The following is a 16,057-nucleotide window of genomic DNA, read 5'->3' on the forward strand; positions in this document are numbered from 1 at the left end:
GTGATAGAGGCAGTTCATTCGAAGGGAGATAATTATCAATGTTACGTTCTTTATATTCAGGAATCAGTGGAATGAAAAACTTTCAAACAAAATTAGACGTTATCGGTAATAATATTTCAAACGTTAATACGTATGGCTTTAAAAAAGGTCGTACAACATTCAGTGATTTAATAAGCCAGACATCAGCTGGTGCAACTGCTCCGTCTGCAACAACTGGTGGTATAAATCCAAAGCAAATCGGTCTAGGATCACAAATCTCTTCTATTGACACAATTGCTACACAAGGGAGCATGCAAACAACAGGAAGAGTACTAGATCTTGCTATTTCAGGTGAAGGTTATTTCGTTGTAGAAGATAGTGCTGGTTCTTCGTTCTTTACAAGATCAGGTAACTTCTACTTGGACGGGGACCGAAATATTGTAAGTTCTAATGGTATGACTTTACAAGTTGCAAATGGTATTACTGGTTTTACACAAGCAGGTGTAACAAGAGCTGGGGCGAACGCAGTATCTGGTACGAAAATTCCAGACACAGCACAAAGCTTCAGTATTTCAGCAGATGGAAAGATTACTTATGTTGATAGTAATGGAGATACACAAGATGCTGGGCAGATTTTAATGGCAAAAGTTTCTAACCCAGAGGGCTTAACAAAAGTTGGTGCAAATATGTATCAAGAATCAAATAACTCCGGCTCATTAGCGGGTCTTCCTAACGTATTTGGTGGATTGGTGTTATCTGGTAATGCGGGATCTGGAACTATTAATAGTGGATTCCTTGAAATGTCAAACGTTGATCTTTCAGAAGAATTCACAGAAATGATTGTTTCACAAAGAGGATTTCAAGCAAATACAAAAATCATTACCACTTCTGATGAAATTCTTCAAGAATTAGTTAACTTAAAACGATAATTTAATTGGAGGGGGGAGGGGCTACCTATTAGGCTAGCCTCTCATATGAAAAATGATACATTTAACTCGACTAAATGCAAAAAAGTTTTTATTAAATGCCTTATTTATTGAGACAGTCGAATCTTTTCCTGATACAACAATTACTTTAACAAATGGAAACAAATTTGTTGTTAAAGAAAGTGAAGAGGAAGTATTAGAGAGAATGAATCATTTTTTTCAAAAAGTGAACCTCTTCGGATTACCGCATGTGGGAGAGAAAGACGATGAAGAATAATAAAGTTATTATTATAATGCTCGTTTTATTACTAGTTATTACACTGGCAGGAGCTGGAGCTTTCATTTATATATGGAAGTTTACTGGCGATCAAAAGGAAAAAGAACCTTCGATCGAAGAAATCTTGGAGTCATCTGTAGATATTGAAGAAATTACAACAAATTTAGCTTCCGATAATTTCATCCGAATATCCTTTAAGATTCAGACAGATAGTAAGAAAGCAAAGGAAGAATTAGAAAAAAGAGACTTCCAAGTTAAGAATATCATTATTCAAGAATTATCTGAGAAGAATACAGAAGATTTAAAAGGAAAAAATGGACAAATTGAATTAGAGAGTGATCTCAAGGATAAAATTAATGAACTGATGCAAGAAGGCAAAGTAGTCCAAGTTTATATTGTAAACTCTCTACTCCAATAAAATAAAAGAGAAAAAGATGGAGGTGAGTAATTTTGTCAGCTGATATTTTATCCCAAAATGAAATTGATGCCCTGCTTTCAGCTTTATCATCTGGTGAAATGGATGCAGATGAGCTCAAAAAAGAGCAGCAGGAAAAAAAGGTTAAGGTATATGATTTCAAAAGAGCGTTAAGATTTTCGAAAGATCAAATTCGCAGTTTAACAAGAATACATGAAAACTATGCTAGGTTGTTAACAACTTTTTTCTCTGCCCAATTAAGAACATATGTGCAAATATCTGTTACTTCAGCAGATCAAATTCCATATGAAGAGTTCATTCGTTCGATACCAAAAATGACGATTTTAAATGTATTTGATGTTCCTCCATTAGAAGGCAGAATCTTGATGGAAGTTAATCCGAACATAGCCTATGCCATGATGGATCGAATGATGGGTGGAAGAGGCAGCAGTATAAATAAAGTAGAAAATTTGACTGAAATTGAAACAAAAATCATGTCAAATACTTTTGAAAGTGCTTTTGATCATTTTAGAGAGGCTATGGAGGATCTAATAGATATTGAACCAAGTCTTGCTGAATTTGAAGTGAATCCACAGTTTTTACAAATGGTTTCTCCGAATGAAACAGTAGTGGTAATTTCCTTGAGTACGACAATTGGAGATACAAGTGGAATGATTAATATTTGTATTCCGCATGTCGTATTAGAGCCTATCATGCCAAAGCTATCTGGCCATTATTGGATGCAGGCAGAGAAGAAAGAAAGATTACCTGAATTTACTTCTCGTTTAGAAGAGAATATTCAGCAGTCGATTGTGCCAATAGTCGCAGAACTAGGTACATCTGATATTTCCATCCAAGATTTTTTAATGTTGGATATTGGAGATGTTATCGAAATGAATCAAACGATACAACAACCCTTAATCATTAAAGTTGGAGATATTCCTAAATTTATTGGACAACCTGGTAAGTTAAATAAAAAAATGGCTGTTCAAGTATTAGGAACTTTAGAGGAGGGGAAGGAAGATGGTGAGTAAGGATATGCTTTCACAAGATGAAATTGATGCTCTCTTAAGGGGAGATAGTGTAACGAACGATAGTCCAGAATTGGATGTGGAAAAGTACTTATCGGATATAGAAAAAGATACCTTAGGGGAAATTGGAAATATATCCTTCGGTAGCTCAGCAACTGCGCTATCTACATTGTTAAATCAAAAAGTAGATATTACAACACCAACTGTCAGTGTAATATCGAAAAATATGCTGTCAGAGGAGTTCCCACACCCATATGTAGCAATAAGAGTCAATTATACAGAAGGATTCTCTGGCATGAACTTGCTTGTAATCGAGCAAGCCGATGCAGCTGTTATTGCTGATTTAATGCTTGGTGGTGATGGATTAAATGCTGATAAAGAAATGCTGGGGGAAATACAGTTAAGTGCAGTGCAAGAAGCAATGAACCAAATGATGGGTTCTGCGGCTACATCCATGTCCACCATTTTTAGCAAAAAAGTTGATATTTCTCCTCCTAGTATCGATATTTTAGACTTTAATCAAGGGGAAGGAACTGAGTCGATTCCTGATGAAGACATTTTCGCAAAAATTTCCTTTCGAATTAAGATTGGAGAGTTAATTGATTCAAATATCATGCAACTATTACAGCTTTCTTTTGCGAAAAAGTTAGTGGAAGGATTATTAAATCCTGATATTGGAGAAGAAGAAGTTTCCAATATTCCCGAAGTCGATTATAATTCAGTATATGAGCCAAAAGAACCGATGCAAGAGTCACGTTCGACAAATAATTATCAGCAAGCTTCTAATGAAATGGCTAATAATCATGTCAATACTCATACTAATAATTCCATTTCGTCAAATGTGAATCATCAGCAACAACATTTTGGCTCAGGACATCATACTACACAAGGTCCACCACCAAACGTGCAACCTGCAGGATTCTCTAATTTTGATACAGCGCCTCAAACGGTTACGGAAACAAAGAACTTGGATATGTTGTTAGATATTCCTTTACAAGTAACGGTTGAGCTTGGAAGAACAAAACGATCTGTTAAAGAGATATTAGAATTATCTTCAGGGTCTATTATTGAATTGGACAAGTTAGCTGGAGAACCTGTTGATATTCTTGTAAATAATCGATTGGTTGCACAAGGGGAAGTAGTGGTAATTGATGAGAATTTCGGTGTTCGTGTAACCGATATTGTTAGTCAAAAGGACCGATTAAAGAATTTAAAATAATTTTTGGGGGTTTTGAGGAAAATGGCACAAAAAATACTAATCGTTGATGACGCAGCTTTTATGCGTATGATGATCAAGGATATTCTATCTAAAAATGGATATGAGATCGTAGGAGAAGCAGCCGACGGCATGCAAGCAATTGAAAAATATAAGGAAACACAACCAGATCTAGTAACAATGGATATCACCATGCCAGAAATGGATGGAATTACTGCATTAAAAGAAATCAAAAATATTAATCCGAATGCGAAAGTTATTATGTGTTCAGCAATGGGACAACAAGCGATGGTTATTGATGCAATACAAGCTGGAGCAAAAGATTTTATTGTTAAGCCATTCCAGGCAGATCGTGTCTTGGAAGCAATCAGTAAAACATTAGGCTAAAAATTAAATTAGAGGGTGCCGAATGTGAATAAAGCAAATTTCTTAATTCGATGTTCACTACTCATCATTGTTCTGCTAGGCTTTGGAAATCAAGCCTATGCAGAACAAATTGATAAAAGTGTATATGACATATTACATAATGAATCGAAAGAGAATAATGTTCAAGAAGATACTGAAAAAGGTACTAAAAAAGATACTGTAGAAGAAGATTCTAAAACCAATGAACAAAATTCGGATCAATCAGACTTACTTCTTGAAGAAACAAATGCGGAAGAAGAAAGTTCTATAGGAGTGACGATTTGGGACTTTGTTAAGATGATTTTTGCAACAATTTTTGTCGTGTTTTTAATGTATTTTATTTTACGATTTATAAATAAAAGAAACCACGGATATAAAAGCTCGCAAATAATTGAAAATATTGGTGGTACAGCACTAGGTGCCAATCGTTCGATTCAATTAATCAAAGTGGGAAAACGTCTATTAATAGTAGGCGTTGGGGATAGCATCCAATTAATAAAAGAGATTGAGGATGAACAAGAGTACAAAGAAATATTGGAAGAGTATAATCGAAAATTAGATCAGCTAGTACAACCAAGCGATATTGTGACAAAGGTGAAGAATATAGTAACTTCTAATCCTTCTACTTCGAAGACAAAAGAATCTTTTTCCATTCGTTTGTCAAAAGAATTAGAACGAATATCAAGTGAACGTAAGGAAAAGATGGAAGTACTAGAGAAGAAAAAGAAAGGATCGTCAGAAAAAAATGAATGAGTTTATGCAGTTTTTTAATAACAATGACCCAGGTAATGTCTCTACTTCTGTTCAATTGTTATTATTATTAACCGTCCTTTCTTTAGCACCTAGTATCATTATATTACTAACTAGCTTTACGAGAATAGTGATTGTTCTTTCCTTTGTCAGAACGGCGCTTGCAACACAACAAATGCCTCCTAACCAAGTAATCGTAGGGTTAGCTTTGTTTTTGACATTTTTTATTATGGCTCCTACTTTTCAGGAAGTGAATGATAAAGCATTAACTCCATTGTTTAATGAAGAAATAACATTGGAAGAAGCTTATGACAATGCTGCATTACCCCTTAAAGAATTTATGAGCAAGCATACGAGGCAGAAAGATTTAGCCTTATTTTTAAATTATTCTAAAGCAGAAGCTCCAGAATCGATTGAGGATATCCCGCTAACGACATTGGTACCTGCTTTTGCGATAAGTGAATTAAAAACAGCCTTTCAAATAGGGTTTATGATTTTTATTCCATTCTTAGTCATTGATATGGTTGTAGCAAGTATTTTAATGTCCATGGGGATGATGATGCTTCCGCCTGTTATGATTTCATTGCCATTTAAAATTCTGTTATTCATTATGGTTGATGGTTGGTATTTAGTTGTAAAATCACTGCTAGAAAGTTTTTAAGAAGGTGAAAATATGTCACAAGAAATGGTTATTTCTATTGCTGAGAAAGGTGTCCTTACCGTTTTAATTATCAGCGGTCCACTGCTAATTATTGCATTAGCAGTCGGGCTAATCATAAGTATTTTTCAAGCAACAACACAAATTCAAGAGCAAACATTGGCATTTGTACCAAAAATTGTGGCGGTCCTTGTTGGCCTTGTTTTTTTTGGATCATGGATGCTGAGTCATATGCTTTCCTATACAAAAGATATTTTTTCAAATTTAACAAGGTTTATTGGATAGAAGAATGATGGATGAACTTTTATCAAATTTCCCAGCATTTCTTTTAATTCTTGTTCGTGTCACTTCGTTTTTTTTAATGCTACCTTTATTTTCTTATCGGACGATTCCTACGACTTTTAAAGTAGGTTTAGGATTTTTTTTATCTTTAGTAATGTTTTGGGGAATGGATGTACCAGTATTAACAATTGATACAAGTTACTATTTTCTTATTCTTAAAGAAGCTTTGGTCGGACTGCTAATTGGATTTGCCGCATACATGTTATTTGCCGCAATTCAAATCGCAGGAGGATTTATTGATTTCCAAATGGGTTTTGCGATCGCAAACGTCATAGATCCTCAAACAGGGATGCAAAGTCCTCTAACAGGTCAATACTTAACGATTATTGCCATGTTCTTTTTACTAGCTTCTAATGGACATCATTTATTACTGGATGGTATCTATTATAGTTATCAGTTTATTCCGCTGGAACAGCCCTGGATTAACTTGGGTAACGGGGAGCTAGCGGAGTTTCTCATAAAAACATTCAGTTTGATGTTTATGATTGCTTTTCAGATGTCGATTCCTGTTGTCGGAAGCATCTTTTTAGTGGATGTTGGTTTGGGAATTGTCGCAAGAACTGTACCACAGTTAAATATCTTTGTAGTTGGTGTACCCATCAAGATAATTGCAGGCTTAGTTGTTCTTTTTATTGTAATGGGTGTACTAATGTCAACAGTATCTCATTTATTCTCTTCCATTGTAACGACAATGAGGGGGATTATGAATATTTTAGGAGGAGCGGGTTAAATGAAACTCCTATCATTAGATCTCCAGTTTTTTGCAGGAGAAAAAACAGAAAAGGCAACTCCAAAGAAAAGACAAGACACGAGAAAAAAAGGACAAGTGGCAAAAAGTCAGGACGTGAATACAGCACTTGTTCTTTTAGTTGTTTTTGGTGTACTAAGTTTTACAGGCGAATACCTGTTAAATGGATTAATGTCCATTCTTACCTTTACCTTTAGTGACTTTTCGTCCATTAATTTATCTGTGAATAATCTCCAGACATTGTTTTTTGATATTGTCAAAGAAGTGGCACTTTTGTTGAGTCCTATTCTAATAGCGGCTATGGCAGGAGGCATCATTGCTAATTATATGCAGGTTGGTGTTTTGTTCTCTCCAGAAGCCATTAAATTTAAATTAGAGAAAATAAATCCTATTGCAGGATTTAAAAGGATGTTCTCGCTGCGCTCGATCGTAGAGCTATTGAAGTCATTGCTAAAGATTACGGTAATCGGTATCGTGGTATTTTCTGTTTTATGGGGCAAAATGAACGAAATTCTTATCCTTTCCCATAAATCTATTGGTTCTATTGCCGTAACAATTGCGAAGTTAACGGTGCAAATGGGTCTTTATGCTTCTGTGTCGCTTTTAATTTTGTCGCTTATGGATTATATGTATCAGCGCTATGACTATGAAAAAAATATACGAATGTCAAAACAAGATATTAAAGACGAATACAAAAACATGGAAGGAGATCCGCTAATAAGGTCTAAAATTAAGCAGAAACAGAGAGAAATGGCGATGCACCGTATGATGCAAGATGTCCCTACTGCTGATGTCGTTATTACGAATCCAACGCATTATGCTATTTGCTTAAAGTATGACGAAGAAAAGTATGATGCACCCTATGTTGTTGCAAAAGGGGTAGATTTTCTAGCACAAAAAATAAAATTAGTTGCAAAAGAAAATAATGTTGTCATGGTAGAAAATCGTCCATTAGCACGAGCTATGTATAATCAAGTAGAAATAGGTGATCTAGTGCCTGAAGAATTTTATAAAGCAGTTGCAGAAATTCTTGCATTTGTCTACCAGAGTAGAGACAAATAACGGAAGAATAACTAGTAAATGAATTATTGTAAATAATAAAGAAACAAATGTATGTTTTTAAGGAGCGGAAGAAATGGCAAGAAGAGACTTAATTGTAGTGATTGGTGTAATTCTCATTATTGCAATGTTGATTATTCCCTTTCCAACCTGGTTATTAAGTGTTCTTATATTACTTAATATTACGTTGGCACTACTCATCCTATTATTAACAATGAATATGAGTGAAGCTCTAGAATTCTCCATTTTTCCTTCACTATTATTATTAACAACTTTATTTCGCCTTGGGCTTAATGTATCTACGACAAGATCTATTTTGTCTACTGGAGATGCAGGTGGGGTAGTCCATACCTTTGGAACATTCGTTGTTGGCGGTAATATCGCTGTTGGGTTAGTGGTTTTCCTAATTCTTGTTATTATTCAATTTGTTGTTATTACAAAAGGGTCTGAGCGTGTCTCAGAAGTTGCTGCGCGTTTTACGTTAGATGCAATGCCAGGTAAGCAAATGAGTATTGACGCTGATTTAAACGCAGGAATTATTTCAGAACAAGAGGCAAGACAACGTCGCGAAAAAGTTAGTAGAGAAGCTGATTTTTATGGTTCCATGGACGGGGCAAGTAAATTCGTCAAAGGGGACGCAATTGCTGGTATTATTATTGTTTTTATTAACTTGATTTTTGGAATAGTAATTGGAATGACTCAACTTAGAATGGCGGCAGGGGATGCTGCACAGCATTTTTCATTATTATCAGTAGGAGATGGAATCGTCAGTCAAATCCCTGCTTTATTAATCTCAACAGCAACAGGGATTGTCGTTACAAGAGCCGCTTCAGAAGGTAATCTTGGTTCAGATATCACTTCTCAGTTAATGGCATATCCTAAAATGCTGTATGTTGCAGGTGGTACAATCTTTTTATTAGGGTTATTTACGCCGATTGATGATTTTTTAACGATTCCAATTGCAGCACTTCTTATTTTTGGTGCTTATTATTTATCGAGAAAACCAAAAGAGGACTTAGAGCAAATCCAAGACCTTGAAGAAGAAATACAAACAGATGAACTAAAGAGTCCAGAAAGTGTAGTAAGTTTATTGAATGTAGATCCAATCGAATTTGAGTTTGGCTATGGACTGATTCCACTTGCAGATGCTAACCAAGGGGGAGACTTACTAGATCGCGTAGTCATGATAAGAAGGCAGTTAGCAATAGAATTAGGGTTAGTTATTCCTATTGTCCGAATTCGTGACAATATTCAATTACAGCCCAATGAATATCGATTAAAAATAAAAGGTAATGAGAGAGCACGCGGGGAACTATTGCTTGACCATTACTTAGCGATGAGTCCTGGTATGGATGATGATTCTATTGAAGGAATCGATACAATTGAACCGTCTTTTGGCTTACCAGCTAAATGGATAACGGAGAGCACAAAGGAACAAGCTGAAATATTTGGCTATACAGTAGTGGATCCACCATCTGTTGTTTCCACTCATATTACAGAAGTTATTAAGGCAAATGCCTATGAATTATTAGGTAGACAAGAGACTAAACAATTAGTTGATCATGTAAAGGAAAGCTATCCAATTTTAATCGAGGAAGTTACGCCGACTCCATTGTCGATTGGAGAAATTCAGAAGGTTTTAGCAAAACTGTTAAGAGAAAATGTCTCCATTCGCAATTTACCAGTGATTTTTGAAACGTTAGCTGATTTTGGAAAAATGACATCAGATACCGATCTTTTAGCTGAGTATGTAAGGCAGTCATTAGCACGTCAAATTACTAATCAGTATACGAATCAAAATGATTCCCTAAAGGTTGTAACTTTGTCAGGTAAAGTGGAAAAGCTAATAGTAGATAATATTCAGCAAACAGAACATGGAAACTTTTTAGCATTAGACCCAAGCATTTCTCAATCTATCCTAGAGAGTATTGCAGGACAAATAGAACAACTATCTGTAATGGAGCAGTTGCCAATCCTCCTGTGTTCGCCTGCTGTTCGTATGTATGTGAGACAATTGACAGAACGTTATTTTCCACAAGTTCCAGTATTATCTTACAATGAATTAGAAGCAAATGTGGAAGTTCAAAGTGTGGGAGTTGTGAATATCGAATGAAAATACAAAAGTATGTAGCACCAAATATGCCAGAGGCAATGAAGAAGATCCGGGCAGAATTAGGAAATGATGCAGTAATTCTCCATTCGAAAGTAATTTATACAGGGGGATTTTTAGGCCTTTTTAAAAAGAGAAATATCGAAGTACTTGCTGCCATTGATCCAAGTATTTCTGATACACCTATCCCGCCCCAAACGAAGAATCGTGAAGTGCGCAATTCTGTATTAATTAAAGAACCATCATCACGGATAGAACCAATTAATCAAGCTGGTTCATCTATTGCAAATAAAGAAAAAAAGATTTCTGATTTTCCAGATATCGCAAAGCAATTAGATGAAATTAATCAAAATGTACAAGCTTTCGGTGAACGAAGCAATAATGTGTCTTTTTCTATTCCCACACCAATAAAAAATGTAGTAAAACTGCTGGATAAACAGGAAATCAACGAAATGATTAAAGCTAGATTGGTAAAAGATCTTGTGGCTAAATGGTATGCAGCTGGCGAAGATGTGTTAGATGTTCATGTTTTCAAGTGGGCACAAGCGTTTCTTTTAGGAGAAATTTCCCCATATTCCTTTGGGGAAGTTTCTTTATCTAAAAAATATATTAATGTCATTGGACCTACAGGTGTTGGGAAAACAACTACTTTGGCTAAAATTGCAGCAAATATTATTTTAAAACAACAAAAAACAGTAGGATTTATTACAACAGATACATATAGAATTGGGGCAATCGAACAACTCAAAACGTATGCAAATATATTAGATGTTCCTTTAGAAGTTTGTTATTCCATGGAAGATTTTGAACATGCAACAAAAAAACTGAAGGATTGCGATGTTATTTTAATTGATACAGCAGGAAGAAATTTCCGCAATAAAAAATATGTTGAAGATTTAATGCAAGTGGTCGATTATAAAAGGGAAATGGAAACGTTGCTCGTTTTATCGATGACAGCAAAACAAAAGGATTTAGAAGAGATCTATAAACAATTTTCAGCAATAAACATTGATTCATTTGTCTTTACGAAATTAGATGAAACGTCTTCTTATGGTGCAATGATTAATTTAATTGTAACTTGTAAAAAAGGTGTTGCTTATATGACAACAGGGCAGAATGTTCCAGATGATATAGTTCCAGCAACCCCACTAGAGCTTGTAAATAAAATAATTGAGGTAGATGAAGAATGACTGACCAGGCTTCTATCTTAAGAAAAAAAATCGAACAATTGAATGCAAATCGACAAAGTCAATCGAATAATAAAACGCTGGCGATTATAAGTGGTAAGGGTGGGGTTGGAAAGTCTAACTTTTCTCTAAATTTTGCCCTTTCCCTCCATAATCAAGGATATCGTACTTTGCTTATTGATATGGATATCGGTATGGGAAATATTGATATTTTAATGGGAACCCAATCTCGATATACTATTGTTGATTTTTTTAGAAATAGTATTGATTTTGAGAATATCATTACTAAAGGATTTGATGGTTTAGAGTATATTGCAGGCGGGTCTGGACTAAGTGATTTTGTGAATATGGAGGATGAGAAGTTAGATAGCTTCTTTCAGCATTTTCAAGGTTTATTAAATCGCTATGATTATATTTTATTTGACATGGGAGCGGGTATCAGTACAGATTCTTTAAAATTTATTTTGTCTGTTGATGATTGTATTGTCATTACTACACCTGAGCCGACCTCTATAACAGACGCTTATGCGGCAATGAAATTTATTCATACCAGAAATCCTTTACTCCCATTATATCTAGTCGTAAATCGAACATTTACGAGAAAAGATGGTGTGGAAACCTTACAAAAGCTTCAGCAAGTAGTAAAGAAATTTCTCCATCGAGATCTCATTAATTTAGGATATATCCCAGATGATCAAAATGTGGCACAAGCTGTAAGAAAACAAATGCCTTTTGTCTTTTATAATGAAAAATCAGAAGCAGCTAAAGCTTTGCGCGAAATTGCCGATAGATATGGTAAACAACAGTTTACAGAATCCTATTCAACTAATAGACATACTTTTGTGTCTAAATTAAAAAGGTTTTTGTTTGAAAGGTAGTTGAGTAAAGTGGAGAAAGTAAAAGTTCTCGTTATTGATGATTCTGCATTTATGCGTAAGCTAATCTCAGATTTTCTCTCCGAAGACTCGAGAATAACCGTTATTGGTACAGCAAGGAATGGCGAAGATGGTATTAAGAAAATCAAGGAATTAACACCTGATGTTGTAACACTTGATGTCGAGATGCCCATCTTAGATGGATTAAGTGCTTTAAAGCGAATTATGAATGAACATCCTGTACCAGTTCTTATGCTATCAAGTATTACGAAGGTTGGAGCAGAGAGCACCATTCAAGCCATGCAGGCAGGAGCAATCGACTTTATTACAAAGCCTTCTGGATCTATTTCACTAGATTTATATAAAGTAAAGCAGGAATTAGTAGAAAAAGTTATATTAGCAAGCAATGTAAAGCCGAAAACATTATTAAATCTCTCAAGTGAAGGAAAAAAGACTATTACTTCACGAACTTCTTATAGTAAAATGGAACCGAGAGAAGATGTTAAGGGAATAGTCCAAAAGACTGTTTCGCCTAATGATTGGATGCAATCCATGAAAAAGATAGTAATCATTGGAACATCAACTGGTGGTCCAAGGGCATTACAGAAAGTATTAACTAATTTACCAAGTGATATAGAAGCGCCGATTTTAATCGTTCAACACATGCCAGCAGGATTTACCCGTTCTCTTGCAAATCGTCTTAATACGTTATCTGCAATTACGGTAAAGGAAGCGGAGCATGGCGAAATTATCCGTAATGGAGTTGCCTATATCGCTCCAGGAGGCCAGCATTTAAAGGTGAAAACAGTTGGTGTCCATACAGCAATTGATTTGGACCAGTCAGCCCCTCTAAATGGGCATAGACCATCTGTTGATATCATGTTTGAATCGGTAAGTGATTTGAAAGCCTATGCAAAAATAGCAGTTATTATGACTGGAATGGGATCAGATGGAACAGATGGGTTAAAGAAGTTAGCGAGAAAAGGCAATGTCAAAGCTATCGCTGAGTCACAGGAAACATGTATAGTTTACGGAATGCCCAAAACAGCTATTGCCACGAATTATATTGATGAAGTTCAGAAGGTAGATCATATTGCTGAAACTATTATGAAATATGTATAACGTCAAGGGATGTGAAGCAAGTGGAAATGAGTCAGTATTTAGAAGTTTTTATTGAAGAGAGTAAAGAGCACTTACAAGCATGTAATGAACATTTATTAGAATTGGAAAAGGACCCGGAAAATTTGAAAATAGTAAATGAGATTTTCCGTGCAGCTCATACATTAAAAGGAATGTCAGCAACAATGGGTTATGAGGATTTAGCAAGTCTAACCCATCAAATGGAAAATGTTCTCGATGCTATAAGAAATAAGAAAATTGTTTTTTCTCCAGAAATATTGGATGTCATTTTCTTAGCTGTTGATGATCTGGATGCAATGGTGGAGTCAATTGCTAGTGGTGGAGATGGGAAAAGAAATGTAGAGGCAGTTGTTGAAAAGCTTATACAAATTGAAAAAGGACTTCCTTTAAATCAAATCAATTCTTCAGAAACTGAGGTTGCGGCCACTGTAGATGTCATGCAGGAGGCACCAGCAACAATAAACCAGTATGATGAATTTGAAACTACTGTATTACAGCAATCATCTGATCAAGGTTTTTTCACTTATGAAATTAACATTACGTTAAAAAGTGACTGTTTATTAAAAGCTGCAAGGGTATATATGATATTTGAAGCTTTAGAATCATTAGGAGAAGTTGTCAAATCGATTCCTTCAGTAGAAGAACTTGAGGAAGAAAAGTTTGAGTATGATTTTATGGTTACCCTTATATCAAAAGAAACAGCAGATAAAATTGAAGCAGCTATCATGAAAGTCTCAGAAGTAGAAAAGGTAGTTGTAAGAGAGTTCTATACAAATAGTCAATCTGTTAATCAAAAGGAACAAGTTCTAACAGAAACTCAGATTGTGGAAGAAGTGGAGAAAGAAATAATGAATCCGCAAGTTCCAGAGAAGGCTACCGCTACAGACAATAAACAAGCTGAGAAGCAATCAACGACTAAAGTTTCCAATAAAACCATTCGTGTGAATATTGAGCGTTTGGATATTCTCATGAACTTATTTGAAGAACTCGTTATAGACAGAGGAAGATTAGAGCAAATTTCCTCTACCCTTAAAGATCAAGAGCTTCATGAGACAGTTGAGAGAATGTCCAGAATCACAGGGGATCTTCAAAATATTATCTTAAATATGCGTATGGTTCCTGTTGAGACTGTCTTCAATCGTTTCCCTAGAATGGTGAGACAGCTTGCACGTGATTTAAATAAGAAAATTAATTTGCAAATCGTTGGTGCCGAAACAGAGCTTGATCGTACAGTTATTGATGAAATAGGTGATCCTTTAGTGCATTTAATCCGAAATGCGCTTGACCATGGAGTAGAAACGCCAGCAGTAAGAAGAGCTAATAATAAAGAGGAAGAAGGAACGGTTGTTCTTCGTGCTTATCATAGCGGAAATCATGTTTTTATTGAGTTGGAAGATGACGGTGCTGGAATTAATAAAGAGAAAGTTCTTTCTAAAGCGATTAATAAAGGAATCGTTACAAAAGAAATGGCTAAAACATTAACTGATTCTCAAATTGCTGAACTTATATTTGCATCTGGTTTTTCGACTGCAGATCAAATCTCTGATATTTCAGGACGTGGGGTAGGACTTGATGTAGTAAAGAATACGATTGAATCCTTAGGTGGCTCGATTACGATCGAATCAGTGGAAGGAAAAGGCTCGCTCTTCTCTATCCAATTGCCATTAACCTTATCGATAATTTCAGTTATGTTAGTTGAAATTCAAGCAGAAAAATACGCTATTCCATTGTCTTCTATTATTGAGACAGCTATTGTGAATAAAAATGATGTCATGTATGCCCATAATCAAACAGTAATTGATTTCCGTGGCAAAGTGGTACCATTACTATTCTTAAAAGATATATTTGATGTTCCTTCAGCAGGACTGGAAAGTGACTATTATTCTGTTGTAATTGTAAGAAAAGGCGATAAATTAGCTGGACTTGTTGTAGATGGATTTATTGGACAACAAGAGGTTGTCTTAAAGTCACTAGGTTCTTATCTATCAAGTGCTTATGCTATATCTGGAGCAACCATCTTAGGAGATGGACAAGTAGCGTTAATTATGGATTGTAATGCTTTAATTAAATAATCATTACATGAAAGATAAATGAATTTTGAACAAAGCTTTTTCGTTTAGTATTGACCTTTTTAATAGATCGAAACATGTTGAAGAAGGTTGTTTTCTACAAGCTTGTTTTCAATAGGGGAATTTCTAAAAAGAATTACAGAGTAGTCTGAATACACGTAGATAGCAGAGGGATTAGCGAGACAGGTGAGATCCTGTATAGCATGCCCCATGGAAGGCAAAGTGTATTCAGACTTATGGGTTAATAGCAACAAACGATACGAAACAGCCTTGAAGAAAAGCGGATATTCCATTGTTTTTTACGATAAATTAATCTAGACAATATGATGGTGATGATATAGGGCTTTGCATTTTATGTAAAGCAGACAGGTTAACTTGAGAGGGATGAAAGAAATGAGCAATGTAGTTTCAACAGAAGAAAAACTAATAATATTTGAACTGAAGGGGAAGGAATATGCTATCTCTGTCAATGAAGTGATGTCGATTGAGAAGAACATGCATATTACTAGAATTCCAAATATCGCTCCTTTTGTTAAAGGTGTGATTAATTTAAGAGGAGTCGTTACTCCAATTATTGATTTACGACTTCGTTTTAATTTAGAAGAAATTCCTTACACAGACAGCACAAGAATTATTATTATCATGATAGAAGATATGGAAGTAGGAATTATTGTTGATTCTGCTAATGATGTTGTAGATGTCAATACTTCGCTTTATGAGCCTGCTCCAGAGACAATTAATGGTGATGAAGTCGATTATATAAAAGGGGTAGTGAAGCTTGATAAGCGTTTACTAATTCTTGTTGATTTGGAAAAAGTATTTGATCGAAATATTTTAAGAACATATTCCAATGCAAAAAGCGATGAGTAA

At 35.2% G+C, this 16,057-nt stretch carries 17 protein-coding genes; all 17 read left to right on the plus strand.

The window, feature by feature from the left end; translation table 11 throughout:
• Window positions 1–38 precede the first annotated feature (38 nt).
• The 17 genes from flgG (at window position 39) to NKG37_RS16845 (ending at window position 16,057) form a co-directional block, all read left to right on the plus strand.
• On the plus strand, window positions 39–908 hold the full coding sequence (gene flgG, locus NKG37_RS16765; protein WP_169188381.1) for a flagellar basal body rod protein FlgG: 870 nt from the start codon (window positions 39–41) through the stop codon (window positions 906–908).
• A gap of 52 nt (window positions 909–960) precedes the next feature.
• Complete coding sequence (locus NKG37_RS16770; RefSeq protein ID WP_254414980.1) at window positions 961–1,182, plus strand: flagellar FlbD family protein; 222 nt, start codon at window positions 961–963, stop codon at window positions 1,180–1,182.
• On the plus strand, window positions 1,172–1,600 hold the full coding sequence (gene fliL, locus NKG37_RS16775; protein ID WP_016201131.1) for a flagellar basal body-associated protein FliL: 429 nt from the start codon (window positions 1,172–1,174) through the stop codon (window positions 1,598–1,600). The genes NKG37_RS16770 and fliL overlap by 11 nt, the downstream gene beginning before the upstream one ends.
• A 32-nt stretch (window positions 1,601–1,632) precedes the next feature.
• Window positions 1,633–2,631 (plus strand): flagellar motor switch protein FliM, encoded by a 999-nt coding sequence (gene fliM / locus NKG37_RS16780; RefSeq protein WP_016201132.1) that lies wholly within the window; start codon window positions 1,633–1,635, stop codon window positions 2,629–2,631.
• A complete protein-coding gene (gene fliY / locus NKG37_RS16785; RefSeq protein ID WP_016201133.1) occupies window positions 2,621–3,847 on the plus strand; it encodes a flagellar motor switch phosphatase FliY in 1,227 nt (408 codons plus the stop codon). The genes fliM and fliY overlap by 11 nt, the downstream gene beginning before the upstream one ends.
• Window positions 3,848–3,868: 21 nt before the next feature.
• The gene (locus NKG37_RS16790) at window positions 3,869–4,231 is read left to right on the plus strand and encodes a response regulator (protein ID WP_016201134.1); all 363 of its coding nucleotides are present in this window, start codon (window positions 3,869–3,871) and stop codon (window positions 4,229–4,231) included.
• 24 nt (window positions 4,232–4,255) lie between these two features.
• Window positions 4,256–5,002, plus strand: coding sequence for a flagellar biosynthetic protein FliO (locus tag NKG37_RS16795; protein ID WP_016201135.1), 747 nt, complete (start codon window positions 4,256–4,258; stop codon window positions 5,000–5,002).
• On the plus strand, window positions 4,995–5,660 hold the full coding sequence (gene fliP, locus NKG37_RS16800) for a flagellar type III secretion system pore protein FliP (protein ID WP_016201136.1): 666 nt from the start codon (window positions 4,995–4,997) through the stop codon (window positions 5,658–5,660). Before NKG37_RS16795 ends, fliP begins: the two co-directional genes overlap by 8 nt.
• Before the next feature lie 12 nt (window positions 5,661–5,672).
• A complete protein-coding gene (fliQ, locus tag NKG37_RS16805; RefSeq protein ID WP_016201137.1) occupies window positions 5,673–5,942 on the plus strand; it encodes a flagellar biosynthesis protein FliQ in 270 nt (89 codons plus the stop codon).
• A gap of 7 nt (window positions 5,943–5,949) precedes the next feature.
• Window positions 5,950–6,729 carry a flagellar biosynthetic protein FliR gene (gene fliR / locus NKG37_RS16810; protein WP_016201138.1) on the plus strand — a complete coding sequence of 260 codons (780 nt, stop codon included), beginning with the start codon at window positions 5,950–5,952 and terminating at the stop codon, window positions 6,727–6,729.
• On the plus strand, window positions 6,730–7,809 hold the full coding sequence (flhB, locus tag NKG37_RS16815; RefSeq protein WP_254414981.1) for a flagellar biosynthesis protein FlhB: 1,080 nt from the start codon (window positions 6,730–6,732) through the stop codon (window positions 7,807–7,809). It begins immediately after the preceding gene.
• Window positions 7,810–7,882: 73 nt separating this feature from the next.
• Window positions 7,883–9,919, plus strand: a complete 2,037-nt coding sequence (gene flhA / locus NKG37_RS16820; protein WP_254414982.1) for a flagellar biosynthesis protein FlhA — start codon at window positions 7,883–7,885, stop codon at window positions 9,917–9,919.
• Window positions 9,916–11,106 carry a flagellar biosynthesis GTPase FlhF gene (flhF, locus tag NKG37_RS16825; protein ID WP_016201141.1) on the plus strand — a complete coding sequence of 397 codons (1,191 nt, stop codon included), beginning with the start codon at window positions 9,916–9,918 and terminating at the stop codon, window positions 11,104–11,106. The genes flhA and flhF overlap by 4 nt, the downstream gene beginning before the upstream one ends.
• A complete protein-coding gene (locus tag NKG37_RS16830; RefSeq protein WP_254414983.1) occupies window positions 11,103–11,981 on the plus strand; it encodes a MinD/ParA family protein in 879 nt (292 codons plus the stop codon). Before flhF ends, NKG37_RS16830 begins: the two co-directional genes overlap by 4 nt.
• A 9-nt stretch (window positions 11,982–11,990) precedes the next feature.
• Window positions 11,991–13,100 (plus strand): protein-glutamate methylesterase/protein-glutamine glutaminase, encoded by a 1,110-nt coding sequence (locus NKG37_RS16835; protein ID WP_016201143.1) that lies wholly within the window; start codon window positions 11,991–11,993, stop codon window positions 13,098–13,100.
• A gap of 20 nt (window positions 13,101–13,120) precedes the next feature.
• Complete coding sequence (locus NKG37_RS16840; RefSeq protein ID WP_254414984.1) at window positions 13,121–15,190, plus strand: chemotaxis protein CheA; 2,070 nt, start codon at window positions 13,121–13,123, stop codon at window positions 15,188–15,190.
• A 390-nt stretch (window positions 15,191–15,580) separates the two neighbouring features.
• Entirely contained in the window at window positions 15,581–16,057 is a 477-nt protein-coding gene (locus NKG37_RS16845; RefSeq protein WP_101730021.1) for a chemotaxis protein CheW, read from the plus strand.

The organism is Niallia sp. RD1 (assembly GCF_024219955.1).
Classification (GTDB): Bacteria; Bacillota; Bacilli; order Bacillales; family Cytobacillaceae; genus Niallia; species Niallia alba.